At 65.3% G+C, this 25,359-nt stretch carries 24 protein-coding genes and 1 tRNA gene; 13 read left to right on the top strand and 12 right to left on the bottom strand.

The genetic code is table 11. From position 1 onward, the window contains the following. Positions 1-4: 4 nt before the first annotated feature. The 4 genes from QU595_RS02470 to QU595_RS02455 form a co-directional block, all read right to left on the bottom strand. Positions 5-1,144, bottom strand: a complete 1,140-nt coding sequence (locus QU595_RS02470; RefSeq protein ID WP_315918899.1) for an ABC transporter ATP-binding protein — start codon at positions 1,142-1,144, stop codon at positions 5-7. A 75-nt stretch (positions 1,145-1,219) separates the two neighbouring features. Beyond that, complete coding sequence (locus tag QU595_RS02465) at positions 1,220-2,317, bottom strand: polyamine ABC transporter substrate-binding protein (protein WP_315918898.1); 1,098 nt, start codon at positions 2,315-2,317, stop codon at positions 1,220-1,222. Positions 2,318-2,640: 323 nt separating this feature from the next. Next, positions 2,641-3,597, bottom strand: coding sequence for a DMT family transporter (locus QU595_RS02460; RefSeq protein ID WP_315918896.1), 957 nt, complete (start codon positions 3,595-3,597; stop codon positions 2,641-2,643). A 104-nt stretch (positions 3,598-3,701) separates the two neighbouring features. Further along, positions 3,702-5,138: an XRE family transcriptional regulator gene (locus QU595_RS02455; RefSeq protein WP_315918895.1), complete on the bottom strand. Its 1,437-nt coding sequence runs from the start codon at positions 5,136-5,138 to the stop codon at positions 3,702-3,704. Between the two features lie 246 nt (positions 5,139-5,384). On the opposite strand from QU595_RS02455, the gene aceA reads away from it, so the two are divergent. From aceA to QU595_RS02440, 3 genes are all read left to right on the top strand, one after another. After that, a complete protein-coding gene (gene aceA / locus QU595_RS02450) occupies positions 5,385-6,674 on the top strand; it encodes an isocitrate lyase (protein WP_315918894.1) in 1,290 nt (429 codons plus the stop codon). Positions 6,675-6,719: 45 nt separating this feature from the next. After that, positions 6,720-6,962 (top strand): hypothetical protein, encoded by a 243-nt coding sequence (locus tag QU595_RS02445; protein WP_315918892.1) that lies wholly within the window; start codon positions 6,720-6,722, stop codon positions 6,960-6,962. A 223-nt stretch (positions 6,963-7,185) separates the two neighbouring features. Continuing rightward, the gene (locus tag QU595_RS02440) at positions 7,186-7,623 is read left to right on the top strand and encodes a response regulator (protein ID WP_315918890.1); all 438 of its coding nucleotides are present in this window, start codon (positions 7,186-7,188) and stop codon (positions 7,621-7,623) included. 97 nt (positions 7,624-7,720) lie between these two features. On the opposite strand, the gene QU595_RS02435 is transcribed toward QU595_RS02440, so the two are convergent. Continuing rightward, complete coding sequence (locus QU595_RS02435) at positions 7,721-8,422, bottom strand: HAD family hydrolase (protein ID WP_315918888.1); 702 nt, start codon at positions 8,420-8,422, stop codon at positions 7,721-7,723. Positions 8,423-8,547: 125 nt separating this feature from the next. On the opposite strand from QU595_RS02435, the gene QU595_RS02430 reads away from it, so the two are divergent. The 3 genes from QU595_RS02430 to QU595_RS02420 all read left to right on the top strand — a co-directional run bounded on the left by QU595_RS02430 (position 8,548) and on the right by QU595_RS02420 (position 12,412). After that, positions 8,548-9,969: a glutamine synthetase family protein gene (locus QU595_RS02430; RefSeq protein WP_315918887.1), complete on the top strand. Its 1,422-nt coding sequence runs from the start codon at positions 8,548-8,550 to the stop codon at positions 9,967-9,969. A 115-nt stretch (positions 9,970-10,084) separates the two neighbouring features. After that, positions 10,085-11,371, top strand: a complete 1,287-nt coding sequence (locus tag QU595_RS02425) for an FAD-binding oxidoreductase (RefSeq protein WP_315918886.1) — start codon at positions 10,085-10,087, stop codon at positions 11,369-11,371. Positions 11,372-11,575: 204 nt separating this feature from the next. Continuing rightward, positions 11,576-12,412 (top strand): SH3 domain-containing protein, encoded by an 837-nt coding sequence (locus tag QU595_RS02420; protein ID WP_315918885.1) that lies wholly within the window; start codon positions 11,576-11,578, stop codon positions 12,410-12,412. Positions 12,413-12,470: 58 nt separating this feature from the next. Here the strand turns inward: QU595_RS02420 and QU595_RS02415 are convergent, their stop codons facing one another. Then, positions 12,471-13,220, bottom strand: coding sequence for an SDR family oxidoreductase (locus QU595_RS02415; protein WP_315918884.1), 750 nt, complete (start codon positions 13,218-13,220; stop codon positions 12,471-12,473). Between the two features lie 36 nt (positions 13,221-13,256). After that, positions 13,257-14,732, bottom strand: a complete 1,476-nt coding sequence (locus tag QU595_RS02410) for an aldehyde dehydrogenase family protein (protein WP_315918882.1) — start codon at positions 14,730-14,732, stop codon at positions 13,257-13,259. A gap of 195 nt (positions 14,733-14,927) precedes the next feature. On the opposite strand from QU595_RS02410, the gene zwf reads away from it, so the two are divergent. From zwf to edd, 3 genes are all read left to right on the top strand, one after another. Then, positions 14,928-16,397: a glucose-6-phosphate dehydrogenase gene (zwf, locus tag QU595_RS02405; RefSeq protein WP_315918881.1), complete on the top strand. Its 1,470-nt coding sequence runs from the start codon at positions 14,928-14,930 to the stop codon at positions 16,395-16,397. 1 nt (position 16,398) lies between these two features. Continuing rightward, positions 16,399-17,106: a 6-phosphogluconolactonase gene (gene pgl / locus QU595_RS02400; RefSeq protein WP_315918879.1), complete on the top strand. Its 708-nt coding sequence runs from the start codon at positions 16,399-16,401 to the stop codon at positions 17,104-17,106. A gap of 67 nt (positions 17,107-17,173) precedes the next feature. Continuing rightward, a complete protein-coding gene (gene edd / locus QU595_RS02395) occupies positions 17,174-18,991 on the top strand; it encodes a phosphogluconate dehydratase (RefSeq protein WP_315918877.1) in 1,818 nt (605 codons plus the stop codon). A gap of 4 nt (positions 18,992-18,995) precedes the next feature. Here the strand turns inward: edd and QU595_RS02390 are convergent, their stop codons facing one another. Beyond that, complete coding sequence (locus tag QU595_RS02390) at positions 18,996-19,958, bottom strand: GlxA family transcriptional regulator (protein ID WP_315918875.1); 963 nt, start codon at positions 19,956-19,958, stop codon at positions 18,996-18,998. A 68-nt stretch (positions 19,959-20,026) separates the two neighbouring features. Next, positions 20,027-20,926: a bifunctional methylenetetrahydrofolate dehydrogenase/methenyltetrahydrofolate cyclohydrolase gene (locus QU595_RS02385; protein WP_315920658.1), complete on the bottom strand. Its 900-nt coding sequence runs from the start codon at positions 20,924-20,926 to the stop codon at positions 20,027-20,029. Positions 20,927-21,133: 207 nt separating this feature from the next. On the opposite strand from QU595_RS02385, the gene QU595_RS02380 reads away from it, so the two are divergent. After that, a complete protein-coding gene (locus QU595_RS02380) occupies positions 21,134-21,418 on the top strand; it encodes a hypothetical protein (protein ID WP_315918873.1) in 285 nt (94 codons plus the stop codon). A gap of 54 nt (positions 21,419-21,472) precedes the next feature. Here the strand turns inward: QU595_RS02380 and QU595_RS02375 are convergent, their stop codons facing one another. After that, positions 21,473-22,267 carry a WecB/TagA/CpsF family glycosyltransferase gene (locus tag QU595_RS02375; protein ID WP_315918872.1) on the bottom strand — a complete coding sequence of 265 codons (795 nt, stop codon included), beginning with the start codon at positions 22,265-22,267 and terminating at the stop codon, positions 21,473-21,475. A gap of 335 nt (positions 22,268-22,602) precedes the next feature. Between QU595_RS02375 and proC the strand changes: the two genes are divergently transcribed. Then, positions 22,603-23,418 carry a pyrroline-5-carboxylate reductase gene (gene proC / locus QU595_RS02370; RefSeq protein WP_315918870.1) on the top strand — a complete coding sequence of 272 codons (816 nt, stop codon included), beginning with the start codon at positions 22,603-22,605 and terminating at the stop codon, positions 23,416-23,418. 30 nt (positions 23,419-23,448) lie between these two features. Here proC and QU595_RS02365 read toward each other — a convergent pair whose 3' ends face one another. After that, entirely contained in the window at positions 23,449-23,934 is a 486-nt protein-coding gene (locus tag QU595_RS02365) for a cupin domain-containing protein (RefSeq protein WP_315918868.1), read from the bottom strand. Between the two features lie 327 nt (positions 23,935-24,261). Between QU595_RS02365 and QU595_RS02360 the strand changes: the two genes are divergently transcribed. Beyond that, on the top strand, positions 24,262-24,663 hold the full coding sequence (locus tag QU595_RS02360) for a DUF1801 domain-containing protein (protein WP_315918866.1): 402 nt from the start codon (positions 24,262-24,264) through the stop codon (positions 24,661-24,663). 154 nt (positions 24,664-24,817) lie between these two features. Here QU595_RS02360 and QU595_RS02355 read toward each other — a convergent pair. Beyond that, positions 24,818-24,892: transfer RNA gene (locus QU595_RS02355), tRNA-Thr, on the bottom strand. Positions 24,893-25,024: 132 nt separating this feature from the next. On the opposite strand from QU595_RS02355, the gene QU595_RS02350 reads away from it, so the two are divergent. Beyond that, positions 25,025-25,240, top strand: a complete 216-nt coding sequence (locus tag QU595_RS02350; RefSeq protein WP_315918864.1) for a hypothetical protein — start codon at positions 25,025-25,027, stop codon at positions 25,238-25,240. Positions 25,241-25,359 lie beyond the last annotated feature (119 nt).

Genomic DNA, 25,359 nt, shown 5'->3' with positions numbered 1-25,359 from the left:
GCCCCTACCTGGTGAGCACGACGCCGGCGTCGGGCCGGAAGGAGACCCAGGCCCGGTCGTTCCAGGTCAGCGGATCCTCGATCAGCCGGGCCGCGTTCATGCTCGAAGCCCGCACGATCCGGCCGTCGTCCAGCCTGACCAGATAGACGGTCATGTCGCCGAGATAGGCGATATCGTAGATCTCGCCCTCGATGGCGTTGACGGCGCCGGCGGGCCGGGCCGAGGAAACCTTGATCTTCTCCGGCCGGATGGCGAAGACGACGTCCGTTCCGGCGGCCACGCCTTCGGCCGCCTCGGTCAGGATATTCACGCCATCGCCGGCTTCGATGTTGACGCTGCCGTTGGAGCGACCGGCGATCCTGCCTTCGAACATGTTCACATTGCCGACGAAATTGGCGACGAAGCGGGAGGTCGGCGCCTCGTAGACCTCGGCCGGCGTGGCCACCTGCATGACCTCGCCCTTGTCCATGATGGCGATGCGGTCGGCCATGGTCATGGCCTCCTCCTGGTCGTGGGTGACCACGACGAAGGTCAGCCCCAGTTCCTGCTGCAGGTCCATCAGTTCGAACTGGGTTTCCTCGCGCAGCTTCTTGTCGAGCGCGCCGAGCGGTTCGTCGAGCAGCAGCACCTTGGGCCGCTTGGCGACGGAGCGCGCGAGCGCGACGCGCTGGCGCTGGCCGCCGGAAAGCTGATGCGGCTTGCGCTTGGCGAACTGCTCCAGCTTCACCAGCTTCAGCATCTCGGCGACGCGCTTTGCGATGTCGGGCTTCGGCATGCCTTCCTGTTTCAGGCCGAAGGCGATGTTGGCCTCCACCGTCATATGCGGGAACAGCGCATAGGACTGGAACATCATGTTGACCGGCCGCCGATAGGGCGGGATGCCCGCAAGGTCCTGCCCGTCCAGGAGGATGCGCCCGGAGGTCGGCTCCTCGAAGCCGGCCAGCATACGCAGCAGCGTGGACTTGCCGCAGCCCGAGGCCCCGAGAAGGGCGAAGAACTCGCGCTCGAACACGGTCAGCGAAAGATTGTCGACGGCGGTGAAGTCGCCGAATTTCTTGGTGACCTTGTCGAAAAATATATACGGCTTTGCCTTGGGGTCGTTCCACGGCGCAAAATCCCTGCGGATGCTGCCCAGCGATTTCATATCCTGCTCCGTGCTTGCTCTGGCAAAGCCTTGGCTTGCGGCTCCCGGGCGCTCCGGAAGCCGCAAGGCGACTTGTTATTGACCGGTCACGACCTTGGTCCACATGCGCGTCACGTTGCGCTGGGTCTTGGGTTCGAGCGCGCCGACGGTGAACAGCTTCTTCATCGTTCCTTCGTCGGGGTAGACGGCCGGATCGTCGAGGATGTCCTTGTTGATGAACTGCTGCGAAGCCTTGTTACCGTTGGCGTAGTAGACGAAGTTCGACGACTTGGCGATCACCTCGGGCTTCATGATGAAGTTGAGGAACTCGTGCGCTTCCTCGACATGCGGCGCGTCCGCCGGGATCGCCATCATGTCGAACCACATCTCGGCGCCCTCCTTCGGCACGGCATAGGCCAGATGCACGCCGGCCTTGGCCTCGTCGGCGCGGTCGCGCGCCTGGAACACGTCACCCGACCAGCCGATCGCCACGCAGATGTCGCCGTTGGCCAGGCCGTTGATGTATTCCGAGGAGTGGAACTTGCGCACATAGGGCCGCACTGCCAGCAGCATGTCCTCCACCTTCTGCAGGTTCTCCGGCGAGTTGTCCTCCGGATCGAGCCCCAGATATTTCAGCGCGGAAGGGATGACGTCGGTCGGCGAATCGAGGAAATGCACGCCGCAATCCTTGAGCTTCTTCATGTTCTCCGGCTTGAAGACGACATCCCAGCTGTCGATCTTGTCGGTGCCGAGAGCGGCCTTCACCTTGTCGATGTTGTAGCCGATGCCGACCGTTCCCCACATGTAGTTGATGGCGTAGTCGTTGCCCGGATCGTACTTTGCGGTACGCTCGGTGATGACGTCCCACATGTTCTTCAGGTTGGGCAGCTTGGACTTGTCGAGCTTCTGGAAGACGCCGGCCTGGATCTGCCGCGACAGGAAGTTGGCGGTGGGCACGACGACGTCATAGCCGCTGCCGCCGGCCAGCAGCTTGGTCTCGAGGATCTCGTTGGAATCGAAGGTGTCGTAGACGACCTTGATCCCGGTTTCCTTGGTGAAGTCGGCGAGGATCGACTGGTCGATATAGTCCGACCAGTTGTAGACGTTGACCACGCGCTCCTGCGCCTGCGCGCCAAGCGCGAACAGCGCCACCAGGGCCGTGGCCGCCGACAGCCAGATCGCTTTACGGTGCATGAAATTCTCCCTCGTTGAGTGTTCCGTTGCCGGTTCTCACTGGACAAGCAGACCGGCGATTTAATTCAGGTTATTGGGCCTTCAGGCGGGGAACAAGCTTCAATCCGCGGCAGAGGCAGTCATTCGGGTGGGGGATTGGCCGCGGGCGTGTGCCGCGTCGAGGAACCGGGCACGACGACGATATTTCGTGCCGGCCGCAAACCGAAAGAACTGCGCAATTAAACGCCTGCCTTGTTGTTGCCTTATTTGCAGCCTGCCCGCTTCCCGGCAGGCTTGTCAATGGCAAAGCGAACGCCGAAGCGGCCGGCCACCGGCGGCCAGCGTCAATTCGGCGCAGGAATTCCGGTGACGCCGGGGCGCTCGGGGCGGGATTGGCGCGCGATCTCGCGCGCTATGTGGACCAGAAGCGCTACGAACACCACCGATCCTCCGATGATGGTGCGTGTCGAAGGCACTTCCGAGTGGACCAGCCATACCCATATCGGGCCAAGCAACGGCTCGAAGGTTCCCAGCAGGGCCGCGATGGCAGCCGGCACAAGTCGCGCCCCCATTGCGAAACAGGCCAGCCCCAGACCGAGATTGATCACGCCAAAGGCGAAGAGGAACACCATGTCGCGCGGGCTCACATCGAGCGAGTTCGCCTGGAGGCCGGCCAGGACCGCTGCGAAAACGGCCCCCAGGCAGGTCGCGGGCGTCATGCGCACATGCGAAAAGCGCCGCGTGACCACGGTTGCGATCGCGAGCGCGGTGGCTATCAGCAGCGCAAGCGCGTTGCCGACCGGCGATACGGCGCCACCAAAAGATTCAGACACCATGATCGCGACGCCTGCAATGACGGCGGCAATGGCAAGCCATGTGGCGACGGAGACCCTCTCGCCCAGGAATGCCCATGCGAACAGTGCCGCCAGCAAGGGCACGCCTGCCTGCATGAGCAGGATGTTCGCGACCGTGGTGTAGGCGAGCGCGACGACGAAGCAGATGGAGGCGGTGGCGAAGCACGTGGCCACGACGAGGCCCGGCAGGCCCATTTCGCGGAACAGCCGGAACATGCCGCGCCAGCCGTCTCGCCAGGCCATGAACACGAGAAGGAAAGCCACCGCCCAGGTCGAGCGCCAGAACACCACTGTCCAGCTGTCGCCATTGCCGATGAAACGGGCGATCGTGCCGCCGAAGCTCCAAAGCAGAGCGGAGAGAAACACCAACAGATAGCCGAGCCGCTCCTCGCGACGCGAGACGGTCGCGGCGATGGCAGGAGATCGAGGCGTCGTGGCGTCCGTCATCGCACTATCCAGGCGGCACAATGTCCTCGCCTAACGCAAAGCCACTGCAACGGCGTGAGCCAGCCGGGGACGGCAATTGTGTCACCGATCGGGAAAAACCCGGCTCACTGGAAGTCGAAGGCGCTGAGGCCCGTGACCATTTCGTCCAGGCCGAGCGGGCGGGTCACCGGCGGCTCGGCCCGGGCAAGACAGCCGGGCCGTTCGCAAAGCCGGCAGGCGGGACCGACCGGCGTGGTGGCGACCGCGCCTGCCTTGCCCGGCACCCCGGGAAGCGCCGCACCGTAGACGACCTCGTCCTTGAAGGCGATGTCGCAGGCCAGCAGCAGCGCCGTTCGCCGCGGGCGTTCGTTGAAGGCGCCCTGCGGCCCTTCCAGCGTGCGGGCGATGCAGAGGAATTCCGCGCCGTCGGGCATTTCCACCGCCTCGACCAGAATCTGGCCGGGCTGGGCGAAAGCCGCGTGGATCGGCAATTTGGGGCAGCCGCCGCCGAAACGGCTTTGCGGAAAGCCTTGCGCGCCGGCCCTGCGGAAGGCGTGGCCGGCATTGTTCACCTCCAGCATGAAGAAGGGCACCCCGGCGGCGCCGGGCCTCTGCAACATGGTCAGGCGATTGGCGGCCTGCTCGAAGGAGACGCCGAAGCGCGATTTCAGCACGTCGATGTCGTAGCGGGCGCGCAGGGCGGCGGCCTGGAACGCCGGATAGGGCATCATGAGCGCGTGCGCGGCATAGCGGCCGAGTTCGAAGCGCGCCAGACGGCGGGCCTCGTCGCTGGAGAGCTTCAGCCCCTCGATGCCGGCGGCCACCGCGACTTCCATGCGGATCAGGCACGCCTCCATGGCCACCTCGCGCAATTGGTCGAAGGGCGACAGGCGTTCGGACAGGAACAGGCGCTGGGAATGGCGGTCGTAGCGGCGGCGCCAGTTCGGCATGGTCGCCACCGGCAGGACCTTCACGACGATGCCGTATTCGCGCTTCAGCCACGCCTTCAGCGCGCCGAACAGGTCGTCCCCCGGATCGAGCAAGCTCGAAAAGACTTCCGACTCCTCCTCCAGTGCCGGGAAATGATTGGGGCGGCGCTGGAACGCCTCGTGTACCTCGTCGATCGGCAGCCGGGTTCCCGAAAGCGCCGTGCCGAGGCCCTCCCGCGCCAGGAGCTCGCTGAGATCGGAAAGCCGCTCCGCCTGTTCCCGATAGGCGCGGTAGAGCTTCAGGACCGCGGACGCGGCATTGGGCGCGCCTTCCGCCATCTCGACCAGTTCCTGGTCGCCCGGCAGTTCACCCGACAGCAGCGGGTCGGCGAACACCTCCTTCAGCGAGGCGATGGAGCCGCGCGCCTCGCCCTGCAACTCGTCGGGCTCCACCTTGTAGACCGACGCCAGCTTGAGAATGAGCTGCACCGTGAGCGGGCGCTGGTTGCGCTCGATGAGGTTGAGGTAGGACGGCGAGATGCCGAGCCCCTCGGCCATGGAGGTCTGCGTAAGGCCCTTCGCGTTGCGGATGCGGCGGATGCGCGGCCCGGCGAAGATCTTCTGTTCGGCCATTGGTTTTTTACACCGATTTTACAACGAAAGTAGGGGAACCGCCCTACCCGTCCTTTACAATCTTTACAAATTTACATCGCGCTCATGTCAAACGCAACACAGGTTTTCCCTTATATCGGCGGCTTTTTGCTGAATTTTCTGGCCGGTTTGGCACTGCAATGTAAAACAAGTCACATAGAAATCGCCCGCAAGCTCCCATGAGGCGGCGGTTTCGACGAAAACCAGTTTCAGCAAGTGGAGTCGACAATGACCGATTTTTACAACCTCGTTCCCTCAGCGCCCGAAGGCCGCTTCGACGGCATCGAGCGCCCCTATTCGCCGGAGGATGTGAAGCGGCTGCGCGGCTCCGTGCAGATCAAGTACTCGCTGGCCGAGAACGGCGCCAACCGGCTTTGGAAGCTGATCCACGAGGAGAACTTCGTCAACGCGCTCGGCGCGCTGTCGGGCAACCAGGCCATGCAGATGGTCCGCGCCGGGCTGAAGGCGATCTATCTCTCCGGCTGGCAGGTCGCGGCGGACGCCAACACCGCTTCCGCCATGTATCCCGACCAGTCGCTTTATCCGGCCAACGCCGCGCCGGAGCTTGCCAAGCGCATCAACCGCACCCTGCAGCGCGCCGACCAGATCGAGACGGCTGAAGGCAAGGGCCTTTCGGTCGACACCTGGTTCGCGCCGATCGTGGCCGACGCGGAAGCCGGCTTCGGCGGCCCGCTCAACGCCTTCGAAATCATGAAGGCCTTCATCGAGGCGGGCGCGGCCGGCGTGCACTTCGAGGACCAGCTCGCTTCGGAAAAGAAGTGCGGCCATCTCGGCGGCAAGGTTCTGATCCCGACCGCGGCGCATATCCGCAACCTGAACGCGGCGCGCCTCGCCGCCGACGTGATGGGCGTGCCGACGCTGATCGTCGCCCGCACCGACGCGGAAGCGGCCAAGCTGCTCACCTCCGACATCGACGAGCGCGACCAGCCCTTCGTCGACCACGAAGCGGGCCGCACGGTGGAAGGCTTCTATCAGGTCAGGAACGGCATCGAGCCGTGCATCGCCCGCGCCATTTCCTATGCGCCGCATTGCGACCTGATCTGGATGGAGACCGGCAAGCCGGACCTCGCCCAGGCCAGGAAGTTCGCGGAAGCCGTGCAGAAGGCCCATCCGGGCAAGATGTTGGCCTACAACTGCTCGCCGTCGTTCAACTGGAAGAAGAACCTCGACGACGCCACCATCGCCAAGTTCCAGCGCGAGCTGGGTGCGATGGGCTACAAGTTCCAGTTCATCACACTGGCTGGCTTCCACCAGCTCAACTACGGCATGTTCGAACTGGCGCGCGGCTACAAGGACCGGCAGATGGCGGCCTATTCGGAGCTTCAGGAAGCGGAGTTCGCGGCAGAGGCCAACGGCTACACCGCCACCAAGCATCAGCGCGAGGTCGGCACCGGCTATTTCGACGCCGTCTCGCTCGCGATCACCGGCGGCAAGTCGTCGACGACCGCGATGAAGGAATCGACCGAGCACGAACAGTTCCGCCCGGCGGCGGAATAACCGCAACGCAAGGCGCCCCAGGCGACCTTTGGAAGGAGAACGACAATGGCTTCGATCAGCCGCGTCAAGGAAAGGGCCGAGGAACAATCTTCGACCATGAACGCCGACCAGCAGGCGACGATCCGCATGCTGGCCAACGACCTGCACCGCCTCAATCAATCGGTCATGAAGGCCGTGGAGGCCGGGGTTTCCGTCGAGTTGGTGCGTTCGGCGCGTCACCATGGCGGCGACGGCAACTGGGGCGATCTGCTGATCCCGGTGATCGTGACCAACCAGGGCCACGACTGAACGACTTCCCTGCTGAAGACTCCAGCCAGCATCTCGCCCGCACGAAGATCGTGCGGGCGATTTTTTTGGAAGGCAGGCCGGCGCGATGGCCAATTCGCGCCGCGAAAACCGCGGATTTCCGGTCGCCTTTCAGACCGGTTCCGCCAAATCTTGACACGAGCCGCGATCTCAACCCATGTTCGAGCCAGCTTCAACCGTGCATTGAAGCTGGGGGGTTGCCAGAATGTCATCATCATCCAGCGGGATCGACGCGCAGGACCGACACGACGACATGCCGTTCGTGGACAGTTCCAAGGTGCTCGTCGTCTGCAAATCGCCCATCAACCGCGTCGTCATCTGCAAGATCGTGGAGCGCTGCGGCCTGCGGCCCATTTCCGAATCTCCCGAGACGGCCGCCCCGGCCTTGCAGGCCCTGTCGCCCGGCACGGTGGTGCTGGACGGCGGCGCCGACAACCGGGATTGCGATCCGTTGCTGGCCGAAATCAGTTCCGTGCGCCGGCTGATGGGCGGCACGACCCCGGCGGTGGTGATGCTTTCCACCCGGAACCGTTCGCTCCAGGCTCCGATCCGGCACAACGTCGTGGACGCCGTCGTCACCAAGCCGATCACGCCCGAGGGCCTGCAACCAGTGATCGAACGCCTGGCCAAGCGAGCCCGCTAGGACACAATCGACATTTATTGGAGCGACCGGGGAGCGGACCGGAAGATCGGCCGGCGGGGATCGGCGGGGCGCCGGCCGGCGCAGGCTGTTCCCGCCTTCAGGCGATCGTCTCGAGCAAGGCCGGCAGTTCGCCGAGGTCGGCGATGCTGCGGAATCGCGGCGCTGCGACCGGCGCCTCCACATGCTCCAGCACCCAAGTCAGTTCGTGCGGCACGTGCACGCCCCAGCTTCCCGCTTCGATCGCCGGCACGACGTCCGATTTCAGCGAATTGCCGATCATCATGCTGTGCCGCGGTCCGTCGCCGTAGCGGGTGAAGATGCGGGCATAGGTGTCGGCCGTCTTGTCGCTGACGATCTCGACGGCGTCGAACAATTCTCCGAGCCCCGACTGCGCCAGCTTGCGCTCCTGGTCGAACAGGTCGCCCTTGGTCACCAGCACCAGGCGATAGACCCCCGCCAGTTGTTCGAGCGTTTCGCGGGCATGCGGCAGGATCTCGATGGGATGCGCAAGCATGTCGCGGCCGGCCGCCAGAATTTCCGAGATCACGGCGGTCGGCACGCGGCCGCCGCTCACCTCCACGGCGGTCTCGATCATGGACAGGGTAAAGCCCTTGATGCCGAAACCGTAGAGGCCGAGATTGCGCCGTTCGGCCTCGAGCAGGCGCGTGCCGATGTCCTGGCCGTCCGCATGATCGGCGAGCAACTCGCTGAAGCGCTTCTCGGTCAAGCGGAAGAACTGCTCGTTCTGCCAGAGCGTGTCGTCGGCGTCGAAGCCTATGGTGGTGAGGCCGGTCGTCATCAATCTGCTGTCCCGATGCCTGAAGATAGCGTCAAAACGCCGCCTGGGCGAGGCTGGCGGGCTCCCCTTCCCTTCCTGCGGGGGGAATGTCTATAGTGTGAAAATCGCAACACATCTGGTGAATGATGCCGCCTGCCAAAAAGGAAGTCCGTCCCAAACGCGCCCGTACACCCGCCTTCGTGAAAAATCTGCGAGGCGTCAAGAACTGGAAGGAAGCCAGCGACTGGCTGGAATGGCGCGGCATCGAAGACATAGAATGCATCACGCCCGATCAGGCCGGCGTCGCGCGCGGCAAGATGATGCCGTCGAGCAAGTTCACCTCCAACACCTCGCTGGCCCTGCCCTCGGCCGTGTTCATGGCCACCATTTCGGGCGACTATCCCGAGGACGGCAACGGCTTCGTCTATCCCGAGGATGACGGCGACCTCAAGCTGATGCCGGATCTCTCGACGCTGACCGTGGTGCCGTGGGAGGAAGATCCGACGGCCGCGGTGATCTGCGATCTCGTCCATCAGGACGGGCGCTCGGTGGAATTCACGCCGCGCAACCTTTTGAAGCGCGTGCTGGCGGCCTACAGCAAGCGCGGCCTCAAGCCGGTCGTCGCCCCCGAGATCGAATTCTATCTGGTTCGCAAGAACCCCGATCCGGACTATCCGCTGACCCCGCCGGTCGGCCGCTCCGGCCGCGCCATCGGCGGCGGCGCCGGCTATTCCATTGCAGGCGTCAACGAATTCGACGAGCTGATCGACGACATCTACCATTTCTCCGAAAGCCAGGGGCTTGAGATCGACACGCTGATCCACGAGGAGGGCGCAGGGCAGCTCGAGATCAACCTGCGCCACGGCGACCCGGTGGAACTGGCCGACCAGGTGTTCATGTTCAAGCGCACCATCCGCGAGGCGGCGCTCAAGCACGACATCTATGCCACCTTCATGGCCAAGCCGATCCAGGGACAGCCGGGTTCGGCCATGCATATCCACCAGTCGATCATCGACAAGAAGACCGGCGCGAACATCTTCTCGGCCGAGGACGGTTCCGAAACCGAAGCGTTCTTCCATTTCATCGGCGGCATGCAGCGGCATGTGCCGAACGCGTTGGTGATGCTGGCGCCCTACGTCAATTCCTACCGGCGGCTGACCCAGGCGGCCTCGGCGCCGGTCAACAACAAATGGGGTTACGACAACCGCACGACGGCGTTCCGCGTGCCGCGCTCCGACCCGGCCGCGCGCCGCGTCGAGAACCGCATCCCCTCCTCCGACGCCAATCCCTATCTGGCGCTCGCGGCTTCGCTGGCATGCGGGCTGATCGGCATGCTGAACCGGATTGAGCCGGAGCCGCCGGTGCTGACCACGGCGAACGAGGACGAGATCGACCTGCCGCGCGGCCTGCTGGAAGCCGTGGAACTGTTCGAAAACGACACGGCGCTGCGGGAGGTGCTGGGCGACCCCTTCGTCTCGACCTATGCCGCGATCAAAAAGGCCGAATTCGAGACCTTCATGGAAGTCATCAGTCCGTGGGAGCGGGAATATCTGCTCCTGAACGTCTAGTCATCTCACGGATTTGACAATGAACAAGGCAAGCGGAAGCAGATTCATATTGGACGGATGAACGCGCTCGAGTTCCGCGTTCGCCCTTCCTCCATCCGCTTTCGGTGGCCCGACCATGACCTACCAATCGCCCATCTCGCCAGGCCGTTCCTGGTATGAAGACACCGCCGGCGCGCGGCCGACCTATCCCGCGCTCGACGGCGACAGAAGCTGCGACGTCGTCATCGTCGGCGGCGGCTTCACCGGCCTGTCGGCTGCCGTTCACCTCGCCAGGGCCGGCACAGATGTCGTGCTGATCGAGGCGCATCGCTTCGGCGACGGCGCATCGGGGCGAAACGGCGGCCAGATGGGCACGGGCCAGCGCGCCTGGGCGGAGGAACTGGAGGCTGAATACGGCTTCACCCGGGCCAAGGCGCTGTTCGATCTTGCCGAGGAGGCCAAGGCGCATCTCCTCGATTTCTCGGCAGCCAACGGCATCGATATCGACTATCGCCCCGGCCAGATGTCGGTGGCGCACAAGCAGCGCTACGTGGACGGCTACCGCAAGCACGCCGACATCATGGCCGAGCGATTCGGCTATCCGCACATCACCTTCATGGACCGCGACGAAACCGCACGGCGCCTGGGCTCGACGGCCTATTTCGGCGGCGTGCGCGACACCGGCACCGGCCACATTCATCCGCTGAAGCTGGTGATCGGCACGGCGCGCGCGGCGGCAGCGGCGGGCGCGCATCTGTTCGAGACGACGCCTGCGATGGGCATTTCCTCGAAGGGCGGCAAAGTGCAGGTCAGCACGCCGAAGGGCACGATCACGGCCCGAAAATGCCTGATCGCCGTCAACGCCTATGGCGGGACGCTCGAGCCCGTCAGCGCCGCCCATGTCATGCCGATCGGTTCCTTCATCGGCGCGACGGTGCCGCTGGGCGCGGACAGCCCTGTCATACCAGGCGGGGAGTCGGTCGACGATTCGCGCTTCGTCGTGCGCTATTTCCGCAAATCCCCGGACGGCCGGCTGCTGTTCGGCGGCCGCGAGATTTATGCGGTGAAGGACCCGAAGGATATCCACATCCATATCCGCAGGCAGATCGCCGAGCTCTATCCGCAATTGAAGGACGTCGAGATAACGCATGGCTGGGGCGGCTATGTCGGCATCACCTTGCCGAGAAAGCCGTTCGTGCGCGAGGTGATGCCCAACGTGATCTCGGCCGGCGGCTATTCGGGCCACGGGGTGATGCTGTCCCATTTCTTCGGCAAACTATATGCCGAAACGGTGGCCGGAAACCGCGACCGGCTGAAGCTGATCGAGAGCCTGAACATACCGCCCTTCCCCGGCGGCCGCAGCCTGCGCGCGCCTTTGCTGTTCCTGGCGCTCAACTGGTATGCGCTGCGCGACCGGATATAGAGGCGTCAAGATGCCGCGCTTGCGGCTTGTCGATTTCTTCGCAATGGCGCATAGATGCCACAATCACGGATAAAATGACGACCAACGGGTCGATAGGACGGTGAAATCCGCCGAGAACCCGCAAACGTTCCAGGACCGGCGCTGACCGACTGCATTGGCAGCGGGGGATGCATCAAGAACGCCGGCTTGTTTGGAGGTGGTGGAGTGAAGGGGTTTTCAGGTTTCGGCGCGCCGAAACAACGGCGCCTTTCCGTGCGCTTCGGCTATGAAGCCCGGCCGTCCGCATGGCAGTCTGTCAAGACGAACGCCCATCTTGTCATCGCCGCCGTAGGCACGGCGGCGCTGCTTTCCGTGGCCGGCGTGGCCCTGTGGCTGGCGATGCCGGCGAGCGAGCGCCAGGCTTTCGCGGAGCCCAAACATCAATCTGTCGATGAAATCACCAAGACGGCCGAACCGACCGCCGCGGCAGCCGCCAAGGTGTCTCCCGCGGCCGTGACGAAAGCGGCTGCCGTCAAGGCCGGCAAGGTGGCACGGCAGGCCACGGCGCAGGGCGCCGAACTTTCGGCGCTCGCCACCAACGATCCGCGCTGGACCGGCGACAAAGGCCAGGACGCCTCCCCGTCGCAGCAGACGGAAGCGAAAGCCGCCGACCAGCCCGCCAAGCTCGCCTTCGTCGAGCCGGGAACCCAGGCGGCGGTCGCCGCCGCGGCCAAGGCGATCGTTGCCGACGCGCCCGAGGATTCCGCGGCAGCCAATGACGACGCCGCCGCCGGCGACGAGCAGGACGCGACGACCTCGGCTATTTCGGCCAAGCCCGATCAGGCGGCCGCCCCCTCGGAGGAGGCGAGCACGAAGGGCACTCCCGGCCATATCCGCAGGCCGGTAACCATGCGCGCCGCGCCGAAGAAGGGCGGAAGCCCGATGACCACGCTGCCGGCCAAGACGGCGGTCCAGGTGATCTCTTGCACCAAGTGGTGCCAGATCGTCTACAAGGGCAAGACCGGCTGGGTCTACAAGACCTATCTCGATCGCGACAGCTGAGGCCCGCACGCCTGCTGCGCTCGGTCGAAGCGGGGTTCCTTCAGCCGGTTTCGGCCGCTCAGATGCAGCGGCCGCCATCGACCTCCAGCGCCACGCCGGTGATGAAGGCCGCCTCGTCGGAGGCCAGCCATAGCGCGGCGTTGGCAATGTCGAGCGGCGTCGAAAGCCGCCCGAGCGGTATCGAGGCGCGGAACTTGGCGCGCAGTTCCGGCGTGTCCTCGCCCATGAACTGCGCCAGCATGCCGGTGTCGCCCGCGACCGGGCACAGGCAGTTGACGCGGATGTTCTTCGGCGCAAGTTCCACCGCCATCGACTTGGTGGCGGTGATGGCCCATCCCTTGGAGGCGTTGTACCAGGTCAGGCCGGGTCGCGGCCTGATGCCTGCCGTGGAGGCGGTGGTGAGGATGACGCCGCGGCCCTGCTTTTCCATGACCGGCACCACGCAAAGCGCCGCGTGATAGATCGCCTTCATGTTGACGGCGGTGATGAGGTCGAACGTCGCCTCGTCCACCTGCAGCATGTCACCGTTGCGGTGGGTGTAGCCGGCATTGTTGACCATGATGTCGATGCGGCCGAAGGCGTCGAGCGCCGCGCCGACCATCTCGTCGAATTCGGAACGCTGCGAGACGTCGGTCTGCGTCCAGATCGCCGCCTCGCCGATCTCGTCGGCGACCTGTTCGGCGCCTTTGGCGTTGAGGTCGGCGACCACGACCTTGGCGCCCTCTTCCGCGAAGCGGCGCACCATTCCGGCGCCGAAACCCGATGCCGCGCCGGTAACGATCGCAACCTTGTCCTTCAAGCGCGCCATGCTGGTCCTTTCATCTTCGTGTCGCGAGCCGGTCGCTCAGCCATGATTGAACACGACCGTCTTCGTCGCCGACATGTCGTAAAGCGCCTCGAACCCCTTCTCGCGGCCATGGCCGGAGCGTTTGAAGCCACCGAAGGGCAGTTCGATGCCGCCGCCGGCGCCATAGCCGTTGACGAAGACCTGGCCGGCGCGCACGCGTTTCGCCACGCGGTGCTGGCGCGCGCCGTCCGTCGTCCAGACACCGGCGACGAGGCCATATTCGGTACCGTTGGCCAGCCGCACCGCCTCCGCCTCGCCGTCGAAGGCAAACAGGGTCAGCACAGGCCCGAACACCTCCTCGCGCGCGATGGTCGAGGCCGGATCGACCGCGCCGAACAGCGTCGGCGCGACATACCAGCCGCCTTGCGGCGCATCCTTGTGGACCGAACCGCGCGCCAGGACCTTTGCGCCGGCTTTTTCGGCGTCCGCCACCATGGCCTCGACGCGCGCCTTCTGCCTGGGATTGATGAGCGCGCCGAGGTCGAGGTCGGCATCGTGCGGGCCGGCGACGAGCTTCGCGAAACGCTCGGACAGCGCGGCGGCCACCCTGTCGTAGACCGGCCGCTCGATCAGCACGCGGCTGCCAGCCGAACAGGTCTGGCCGCCGTTCTGGATGATGGCGTTGACCAGCACCGGCAGCGCCTTGTCCAGATCGGCGTCGGCGAACACGATCTGCGGCGACTTGCCGCCCAGTTCCATGGTCACGCCGCGATTGTTGGCCGCCGCCGCCTGCTGGATCGCCGTGCCGGTCGCGGGCGACCCGGTGAAGGTGACGTAGTCGACGTCCGGATGCCCCGAAAGCGAAGCGCCCGCGTCGCGGCCATAACCCGTGATGACGTTGAACACGCCGGCGGGAAAGCCGGCTTCCAGCGCCAGTTCCGCCACGCGGATGCAGGTCAGCGAGGCATCCTCCGCCGGCTTCACCACCAGCGTGTTGCCCATGGCGAGCGCGGCGCCCGCCACGCGGCCGAGAATCTGCAACGGATAGTTCCAGGGAATGATGCCGGCGACGACGCCGTGCGGCTCGCGCAGGGTCAGCGCCGTATAGCCCTCCAGGAACGGAATGGTGTCGCCATGGATCTTGTCGCAGGCGCCGCCGTAGAACTCGTAATAGCGCGCCGCGCCGACGACATCCGCCTTGCCCTGACGCGCCGGCTTGCCGGTGTCACGCGATTCCAGCGCGGCCAGTTCTTCGGCATTGTTCTCGATCAGTTGCGCCAGGCGCGTCAGCAGCCGCCCGCGCTCGACAGCCGGCGTCCTGGCCCACGGCCCCTCCTCGAAGGCGCGTCGCGCCGCCTTGACCGCACGATCCACGTCGGCCTTGCCGGAAGCGGGAATGGAGGCGAAAACCTTGCCGTCCGACGGACAGGCGACATCTATGCGTTCGCCGGAAACCGAATCGACCGTCTTGCCGTCGATCACCTGCATGAAGGCACGATCCTGCGCGACCGTCGTGAAAAGATGCTGACCCATGATCCGGATCTCCTTTGGCCGTTCTGCGCGATGCATGTCGCAGCATCGGCAAAGTCATGTGCGAGTATCGCGCGGCAAGGCGTCCCTGGGGTTGGACCAGTAGCAGGGCGACGACTGTGACACCATGGCACTGGATTAATTAAATCGATTAGATTATAGGATGCGCGTAGTGCGCGGCACCGGAACGGAAAGACCATGACCAGCCAGATCATCCCCGTCGAGCCTTTCGACTTCGTCATCTTCGGCGGCACGGGCGACCTCTCCGAGCGCAAGCTTTTGCCCGCGCTCTACTATCGCCAGCGCGACCATCAGTTCTCGGAGCCGACCCGCATCATCGGCACTTCGCGAGCAAAGCTGTCCGACGAGGACTTCCGCAACTTCGCCCGCGAGGCGATCATGGCGCACGTCAAGGCCGGCGATATAGACGAGCGCGAACTGGGGACCTTTCTGGCGCGGCTTTCCTATGTCGCCGCCGACGCCACGACCGGGGCGGGCTTCGACGATCTCAAGGCGGCGCTCGGCGATACGGACCGCATCCGCGCCTTCTATCTCGCGGTGTCGCCTAACCTGTTCGGCCAGATTTCGGACAAGCTGAAACAGCACGCCCTCATCACGCCGAACTCGCGCATCGTGGTGGAGAAGCCGATCGGGCGCGATCTCGCTTCGGCACGCGCGCTGAACGACGTGATCGGCGACGACTTCCAGGAAAACCAGATATTCCGCATCGACCATTATCTCGGCAAGGAGACGGTGCAGAACCTGATGGCCCTGCGGTTTGCCAACGCGCTCTACGAGCCGCTGTGGAATTCCGCCCAAATCGACCATGTGCAGATCACGGTGGCCGAAACGGTGGGACTCGAGGACCGCGTCACCTACTACGACAAGGCCGGCGCGTTGCGCGACATGGTGCAGAACCACATGCTGCAACTGCTCTGCCTCGTCGCCATGGAGGTGCCCTCCTCGATGGACGCCGACGCGGTGCGGGACGAGAAGCTGAAGGTCCTGCGCGCGCTCAAGCGCATCAACGGCAATGACGCGCCCAAGCAGACGGTGCGCGGCCAGTACCGCGCAGGCGCCTCGGCCGGCGGGCCGGTCAAGGGTTATATCGAGGAGCTCGGCCACGCCAGCGACACCGAGACCTTCGTCGCCATCAAGGCCGAGATCGCCAATTGGCGCTGGGCCGGCGTACCGTTCTATCTCAGGACCGGCAAGCGGCTCGCCTCGCGCGTCTCGGAGATCGTCATCGAGTTCAAGCCGATCCCGCATTCGATCTTCGACGACGGCGCCGGGCCGATCTTCGCCAACCAGCTCGTCATCCGCCTGCAGCCGGACGAGGGCGTCAAGCAGTACATCATGATCAAGGATCCCGGCCCCGGCGGCATGCGCCTGCGGCAGATCTCGCTCGACATGAGCTTCGCGCAGTCCTTTGCCGGCCGCGCCCCGGACGCCTATGAGCGGCTGGTCATGGACGTCGTGCGCGGCAACCAGACCCTGTTCATGCGCCGCGACGAGGTCGAAGCCGCCTGGCAATGGATCGATCCGATCCAGCAGGCCTGGGAAAGCGCGCGCCATGAGGTGCAGGGCTACACCGCCGGCACCTGGGGGCCGTCCGCCTCCATCGCGCTGATCGAGCGCGACGGCCGGACCTGGCACGAGAGCAACTGATATGGCCCGCAACTACCACTGGAACGAGTTCGCCGACCGCGCCGCCCTGGCAACGGCCCTGGCCGACAGGATCGCCGGCCTGCTGGCCAGCGCGATCGAAAAACGCGGGCAGGCCCTGATGGCGGTGTCGGGCGGCAACACGCCGAAGAAGCTGTTCCAGGCGCTGTCGGCCCAGCGGATCGCCTGGGACAAGGTGATCGTGACGCTGATCGACGAACGCTTCGTGCCCGCCTCCTCGCCCCGCTCAAACGCGGCGCTGGTGGCCGACAACCTGCTGCAAAACGCGGCGGCGGCAGCGCGCTTCGTGCCGCTCTACCGCGAGGCGTTGACGCTGGAAGCGGCTGCGCAATCGGACAATGCCGAAATGAAGCTGCTGCCCTGGCCGCTGGACATAGCCATACTCGGCATGGGCACGGATGGTCATACCGCCTCCTTCTTTCCGGATGCGGACGATCTCGCCGCCCTGCTCGATCCGGCCTCGACCCGGATCGTGCTGCCGGTTCACGCAAAAAGCGCCGGCGAGCCGCGCCTTACGCTTTCGGCGGCGCGTATCGTGGAGGCCGGCTTCCTCGCCCTTCACATCGAAGGCGCGGACAAGCGCGCCGCGTTCGAGGCCGCGACGGGCCAACCGGGCGCGGGCGGAAAAAAGCCGGTCGGCGTCGTGATCGAGCAATCGCCGAAACCGGTCGAAGTGTTCTGGGCGCCCTGACCGCCCAGGAAATCTGCAACCGGAGCGAGGGAGGCGTTCCGAGCCTACACTCCCAGGAAGCCACGTCATGACAGCCAGAAAAGACATCGAAGCCATCACAGAGCGCATCCGCGAACGCTCCAGGCCGAGTCGCGAGGCCTATCTTGGCCGGATCGCGGAAGCCGCCGGCCAGACCGCCAACCGCGCGGTCCTTTCCTGCGGCAACCTCGCCCACGGCTTTGCCGTATGCAGCCCGACCGAGAAGATCGCGCTCGGCGGCGACCGTGTGCCGAACCTCGGCATCATCACTTCCTACAACGACATGCTGTCGGCGCATCAGCCGTTCGAAACCTTCCCGGCCCTGATCAAGGACGCCGCGAAAGAGGCCGGCGGCATCGCGCAGGTGGCGGGCGGCGTGCCCGCCATGTGCGACGGCGTCACCCAGGGCCAGCCCGGCATGGAGCTTTCGCTGTTCTCGCGCGACGTGATCGCCATGTCGGCGGCGATCGGCCTGTCGCACAACATGTTCGACGCCGCCGTCTATCTCGGCGTCTGCGACAAGATCGTGCCGGGCCTGCTGATCGCGGCGCTCACCTTCGGCCATCTGCCGGCGGTGTTCGTTCCCGCCGGTCCCATGACCTCCGGCATTCCCAACGACGAGAAAGCGAAGGTCCGCCAGCTCTATGCCGAGGGCAAATGCGGCCGCGCCGAGCTGCTGGAGGCCGAGTCGAAGTCCTATCACGGTCCGGGCACCTGCACTTTCTACGGCACGGCCAACTCCAACCAGATGCTGATGGAGATCATGGGGCTGCACCTGCCGGGCGCGTCGTTCGTCAACCCGGGCACCAGGCTGCGCGACGCGCTGACCAGGGAAGCGGCCAGGCGCGCGCTCGCCATCACCCGGCTCGGCAACGCCTACACGCCGGTCGGCCGGATGATCGACGAGCGCTCGATCGTCAACGGCGTCGTCGGCCTGCACGCAACCGGCGGCTCGACCAACCACACGATCCACCTGATCGCCATGGCCGCCGCCGCCGGCATCAGGCTGACCTGGCAGGACATCTCCGACCTGTCGGACGCCGTGCCGCTGCTGGCGCGCGTCTATCCGAACGGTCTTGCCGACGTGAACCATTTCGCCGCCGCCGGCGGCATGGGCTTCCTCATCCGGGAATTGCTTGGCGAGGGGCTGCTGCATGCGGACGTGCGCACGGTCTGGGGCGACGGCCTCGACGCCTATGCCGTCGAGGCGAAGCTCGGCGCCGACGGTTCGGTGGTGCGCGAGGCCGCGCCGCGCGAAAGCGGCGACGAGAAGGTGCTGGCGCCGGTCAAGAAGGCGTTCCAGCCGACCGGCGGCCTCAAGGTGCTGGCCGGCAATCTCGGCCACGCCGTCATCAAGACCTCGGCGGTGAAGCCGGAACGGCGCGTGATCGAGGCGCCGGCAAAGGTGTTCCACGACCAGCAGGAACTGAACGACGCGTTCAAGGCGGGCGAGTTGACAGGCGATTTCATTGCCGTGGTCCGCTTCCAGGGGCCGAAGGCCAACGGCATGCCGGAACTGCACAAGCTGACCACCGTGCTCGGCATCCTGCAGGATCGCGGCCAGCGCGTGGCGCTGGTCACGGACGGGCGCATGTCGGGCGCGTCGGGCAAGGTGCCTGCGGCGATCCACGTCACGCCGGAAGCGCTGGAGGACGGGCCGATCGGCCGCGTGCAGGACGGCGACGTCATCCGCCTCGATGCCGAGGCCGGCACGCTGGAAGTGCTGGTGCCGGCGGGCGACTTCGCATTGCGTGCCCCGGCCGAGGCCGACCTTTCGGCCAATGAATTCGGTCTCGGCCGCGAGCTTTTCGCGGGCATGCGCCGGATGGCGGGCCGCGCCGACGAAGGCGCCAGCGCCTTCGGCTGATCGCTCAATATGCTGTTCGCCGCTCCTCCGAAGGAGGGCGGCCGAACTGCAGCCGGTAGCTCTGCGCGAAATAGGAATGCGAGGTGAAGCCGGTGGCGATCGCCACGTCGAGGATCGGCATGTTGGTCTGGCGCAGCAATTCGCGCGCGCGCTCCAGCCGCAGCCGCATGTAATAGCGGCCGGGCGTCACGCCGAGATGGCGCAGGAACAGCCGCTCCACCTGGCGCACGGACAGGCCCGCCGCCTTGGCGAACTGCACCGCCGACAACGGATCGTCCAGATGATCGGCCATCATCTCGACGATCTTGCGCAGCTTCTCCGACTTGCCGGTCAGATCGCGCTCCGGCCCTATGCGCTGGCGGTCGTCCGCGGAGCGGATGCGCTCGTGCTGGAACTGGTTGGCGACGGCATTGGCGATGCCCGTCCCGAAATCCGAGCGCACGATCTCCAGCATCAGGTCGATGGAGGTGGTGCCGCCGGCGCAGGTGTAGCGCTTGCGGTCGATCTCATAGACGTTGCCGGTGCATTCGATGTTGGGAAAGCGCTCCATGAAGCCGGCGCGGTTCTCCCAATGAATGGTGCAGCGATAGCCGTCGAGCTGCCCCGCCTCGGCCAGCAGATAGGAGCCGACAGACAGCGCTCCGAGCGCCCCGCCCCGCCGGCCCCAGTTGCGCAGCGCGGCGAGCACCTTGCTTTTGCCCGGGAACTCGGTGGTGAGCCCTACCGACACGAACAATATGTCCACCGGCGGAATGTCGGCCACCGAATAGTCGGTTTTGATCGGCAGGCCGTTGGAAGCCATCACGGCTTCGCCGTCGGGAGAGATCGTGGTCCAGCCGTAGAAGTCCTGCCCGATCAGGCGGTTGGCCGCGCGCACGGTGTCGATGGCCGCGGCCAGCGAGAACATCGAGAACTTGTCGACCAGCAGGAAACCGAACTGACGCCCGCCTTGAACCAGATCCATCATGGGCGCCAGTTCTACAGGAACGGCCTGAGCCCGCAAGCGCAGGCCCGCCGATATCGGACGATATCGGTTCAGAAGACGGGACGCTCGAGGCCGCCGGCAAGGAACGCCGACGCGACCGTATTGGCCATCAGCATGGCGATGGTCATCGGCCCGACCCCGCCCGGCACAGGCGTGATGGCGCCGGCGACCTTTTCCGCCTCCGCATAGGCCACGTCGCCGACGAGCCGCGACTTGCCCTCGCCCTTCCCGGGTGCGGCAATGCGGTTGATGCCGACGTCGATGACCGTCGCGCCCGGCTTGATCCAGTCGCCCCTGACCATCTCCGGGCGGCCGACCGCAGCGACCAGTATGTCGGCGGTGCGGGCGAGCGCCGGCAGGTCCCTGGTGCGGCTGTGGGCGATGGTGACGGTGCAGTTCGCCGCCAGCAGCAGGTTGGCCATCGGCTTGCCGACGATGTTGGAGCGCCCGACGACGACGGCGGAAAGCCCGGACAAGTCCTTGCCGCGCACGCGCTCGATCAGCAGCATCGAGCCAGCCGGCGTGCAGGGCACGAAGGCGGTGGCCAGTTCGCCGGTGCCGAGCTTGCCGACATTGATGAAGTTGAAGCCGTCGACATCCTTGTGCGGCGCGATGGCCTGAATGATCTTGCCCGCGTCGATGTGCCTCGGCAGCGGCAGTTGCACCAATATGCCGTGGATGGCCGGATCCGCGTTCAGGTCGCCGATGAGCTTGAGCAGATCGGCCTCGCCGGTTTCGGCGGATAGGGTGTGCTGCACGGAATGGAAGCCGCATTCCTTGGCGGTGCGCGACTTGGAGGCGACATAGACCTGGCTGGCGGGGTCCTCCCCCACGATCACCACGGCAAGGCCCGGTCTGGTCTTGCCTTGCGCCGACAGGCCGGCCACCAGTGCCTTGACCCTGGCCACGACCTCGCCCGCCGCACTCCTTCCGTCGATCAGTTCGGCCACGGCCCATCCTCGCATCGCTGTTTCGTTCAAGCGACATTTCCCACGAAAAGGTGCTGGCGCGAGCCCGCCATTGCGCCGTCCGGTGCCGTAAACCGCACTCCGGATTGTCCGGTTACTCAGTTCACCGGGTTTTGAGGAGAAGTTGGGGTCAAGCCGCCTATTTCCTCCAGCATGGCGGCAACGCTTGCAATCATTGGAGACGTACAAATGATCAAGACAGTCTTGGCGGCCTTTCTTGTTCTCGGCCTTTCCGGCGCGGCGGTGGCGCGCGACGCGCATAGGCACCATGGTAGCGGGGACGACCGGTTCCCCGGAACCGACCCTGGTTTCAACCAGACCGTCACCGGAAGCATAGATCAGCCCTATATCACCAGGGTCGTTCCCTCGAACGGGCCATACGACCCTTACGACATGGGCCCGTGCGCCTCGAACATACCCGACCCCTATGGGAACGGCTTTTCGGGACAGAGCGACCACTATTGCGGCAAGTGAGCAGTTCATCGCAGCCGCGAGACGGCGGAGCGACTTTCAGCAGCAGCCGCGCCTTTAGCGGCCGGCTTCAGAGCCAGGCTTTGCGCGCGAGAGCTTCTGCCGTATCACCCGCCAGAGGAAGATCGGGTTGCCCAATATGTAGCGGCGCCACAGGCGACCGGGCTCGATCATCAGCCGGAACACCCACTCCAGCCGCAGCCTGCGCATCCAGACCGGGGCGCGCGGCACCGAGCCGCTCATGAAATCCAGCAACGCGCCGACGCCGATCGGCATGGTGCAGTGGCGTTGATCGATGTTGCGGGCGATCCAGAATTCCTGGCGCGGAACGCCCATCGCCACCAGCAATATGTCGGGATGCAGGTCGGCGATGCGCGCAATGACGCCCGGCTCCTCGGCGGAAGAAAAATAACCGTCATGGATGACGACGAATCGGTGCTGCGGCGTCAGAAGACCGAGCTTGCGCGAAGCCGCTTCCGCATTGGCGCGGGTGGCGCCGAGCAGGCCCACGGTCAGCGGCCGCGACGAGGCCCGCAGGAAGGCCGGTACGAAATCGGTGCCGTTCAGATTGGCCGGAAAAGGCGTGCCGTAGAGCAGCCTGGCAGCGATATCGACGCCGACGCCGTCCGGCAGCACCAGGAAATCGTCCAGCGCGGCGGCAAACTCCGGGTCGACCGAAGCGACATTGGCGTTGTGCGCGTTGAGAAAGCTGACCTTGGTGAAATGCCGGTCGCGCAGGAGACGGTTGAGCAGCCCGATCGCCTGGTCCCATTCGACGCTGGCGACGGAAACGCCAAGAATGTTCTTGTGCGCGCGAACATCGAATGCGACCGACTCGGCATGAACGTTCACGGCCACGCTCTCCCCGGCCCGAAACTTCCGAACTGTTCCAGCTTTTTCGTGAAGCGTTCTGCCAAAGGGCGGCTTGCCGCGGCGGATATGACAAACGACGGGTGCATCTCACCTTCCTGCGCAGCCTCGGCTATCAGGGCAGGGTGAACCTTTGCTTAAACCTTCGACAATCGCCGGGCGCGTTTCAACGCGAGGCCCGAACTGCCGCGCAAGATGGCTAACGAACCCTTTCGCCGACCGGCTCAATGCAGACGCCCGCGGTGAATCGCAGACGCGCGCGGGTCTTTCGCAAACGACGCCGAACGTCTATGGGAGGGCTTTCCAGGGAGGTTTCCATGCCGATCGAACTCGTCCTCGCCGGCTGCGGGAATATGGGCCGCGCCATGCTCGCCGGCTGGGTGAAATCCGGCAAGCTGCGGCCGCAGCAGGTCTTCGTGGTGGAACCGAACGACGATCTCAGGGCGCGCGCCGAAGCGCTCGGCTGCCGGGCCGCAGCCGACGCGGCCGCCATCCCGGCCGATGCGGCCCCGGCCCTGGTCGTGCTCGCGGTAAAGCCGCAGGTCATACGCGAGGTGACGGAAGACTATCGCCGCTTCGGCGACGGCCGCACCACCTTCGTAAGCGTCGCCGCCGGCACCCCGGTGAAAACCTTCGAGCGGATCCTCGGCGCGAAGGCGCCAATCGTCCGCTGCATGCCCAACACGCCGGCCGCGATCGGCAAGGGCATGATGGTCGTGTTCGCCAACGGGCTCGTGTCCGAAGTGAGCAAGCGGCAAGTGCTCGACCTTTTGTCGGCGAGCGGCGAAGTCGCGACCATAGACGATGAAGGCCTCATGGACGCCGTGACCGCGGTGTCGGGCTCCGGCCCGGCCTATGTCTTCCACTTCATAGAGTGCCTGACCGCCGCCGCCGAAAGCGCCGGGCTGGCGGCCGAAACGGCAAGGCTGCTGGCCATGCAGACCGTCTATGGCGCGGCCGCGCTTGCCGCCGAAAGCGGCGAGGAACCCGGCGAACTGCGCCGGCAGGTGACCAGCCCGAACGGCACGACCGCAGCGGCTTTGTCGGTCCTGATGGGCGAAGACAGGTTGAAGACGCTTGTGACGGAGGCCGTCGAGGCCGCGCGGCTTCGCTCGGTGGAACTCGGAAAATAGCCGCAGCGAAGTGCTATCCGGCGCCTGGCCTCAACGAACGCCCGTCGCGGCGAGACGCCGGACGGCGTCGTTGAATCGATAGATGAAGGCGGCAGGCCGTTCCGGCAGGGAGCGGCGCACGAACGCCACCTTCTTCAGGTAGCGGTCGATCTTCCAGGTTGCCCACGTTCCCGCCCGGAAATAGGCGACATCGCCGGCTTGCAGCGTGCGCGTGCGGCCGTCCTGATCGGTGACGTGGACGTCGCCCTCCAGAATGTAGACCGTCTCGTCCCAGTCGAAGCGCCAGCGGAAGGTTCCGGCCGTGGAATCCCACACAGCGGTATAGGCCGCGCGGTCGTCGCTGACGGAATGCTCGTACCAGCGGGCCTGCGGATTGCCTTCCAGTATCCAGTCCGGATTGATCGGCGAGGATTCCAGCGCCATCGACTCCACGCTTACGGCATGGAGCGGCGGTCCGTCGATGTCGTCGAGCATCAAGCCGGCAGACAGGACCAGAACCGCACCTGCAATCAACATCAACCGCATCCGTCGCCCCACCGCCCGACCGGTTGCCCGAGGGCAACAACCCCATGAATTTAAAAGTGTAACGAAATCAGGAAACATTCCTGAATACTTCGAACACTCAAAATATTCCCGCCTGCCGCAAATAATGCCCCTTCCATTAAGAACAGCTAAACATCGCCGTTGCCACCGAATGCATGAGCTGCAAATGCAGGCAGGCAGCTGCCGGCGGCGCCCGATGAAGCGGAGCGGCACGGATTTCCACCCATGCGTCTTGGCCGTTCGTTTCCGCTTCAATAGATTGTCATGTGGAACGTGAAGATGTAGCGGAGCGCGAACGGCATGGAGAAGAACGCGGCACAGGAAGGCCTCTCGCCCTCTCGATTGATTGACGCCCGAATCGAGGAACTCGGCGACTGGCGCGGAAAGACGCTCGCCCGGCTCCGGGCCCTGATCAAGGAAGCCGATCCCGAAGTGGTCGAGGAGTGGAAATGGCGCGGCGTTCCGGTGTGGTCGCACGCCGGGATCATCTGCACGGGCGAGACCTACAAGAGCGTCGTGAAGATGACCTTCGCGAAGGGCGCTTCCCTGGAGGACCCGTCGGGCCTGTTCAATTCCAGCCTCGAGGGCAATACGAGGCGGGCCATCGACATCCGCGAGACCGACGACATCGATGCGGAGGCGCTGAAGGCCCTTGTCCGCGCGGCCGTCGCCCTGAACACCTCGAAAGCGAAGAAAAAGTAAGCCGCAGGCAGTCCGGCGCAACGTTCGGCCGTAACGCCAAGCGGCCGAAGCGATTCGCGCAATCGCTTCGTCGGCGCAATCCGCGGGCAAGCATCTCGTGTTTCTGCGGCCAGGGATGACCAGAGGACGCAAAGCTTCAGGATCGGAAAGAAAATGGTGCTGCCAGAGAGGATTGAACTCTCGACCTCTCCCTTACCAAGGGAGTGCTCTACCACTGAGCTACGGCAGCGCCTCGAATGCGGCGGACTTCTGCCACAACGAATCGGGAAGCGCAAGGCGCTCTGTTCAATGCTGTGAAAAGCTGTTCGTCCGACACGGCGACGCCACAATCCGCGCTATCCATCAAACCAGGGACGGGACGATGAACAGCAAGACCAATCCACCGGACAAGCCGCAAGCGGCAAAGGGCGGCGACCGCAAGGCGAGGCTCGCGACCGAATTGCGCGCCAATCTGGCCCGGCGCAAGGCGCAAACGCGCTCGCGGCGGGCCGGCGAAGGCGATGCGCGGCCGGACGGGCTCGGCGAGGCATCGGCCGGGCGCGACACCGGCGGCGACGCGAATCCGAAGGATGCGTGAACGCCGCGCTGCGCGATGTTGCCCGAAGCCGTCATCGGCAAAGGGAAATTTTTCGCCTGATCGCCTGCGCCAGCCGGCCGGGAACGGTGTTCCTTGAACCGATCCGGCCGATGGTTTAG

It is taken from the genome of Mesorhizobium sp. SP-1A, assembly GCF_032460275.1.
Classification (GTDB): domain Bacteria; phylum Pseudomonadota; class Alphaproteobacteria; order Rhizobiales; family Rhizobiaceae; genus Mesorhizobium.
This window is presented reverse-complemented; position numbering and strand designations above follow the sequence as displayed.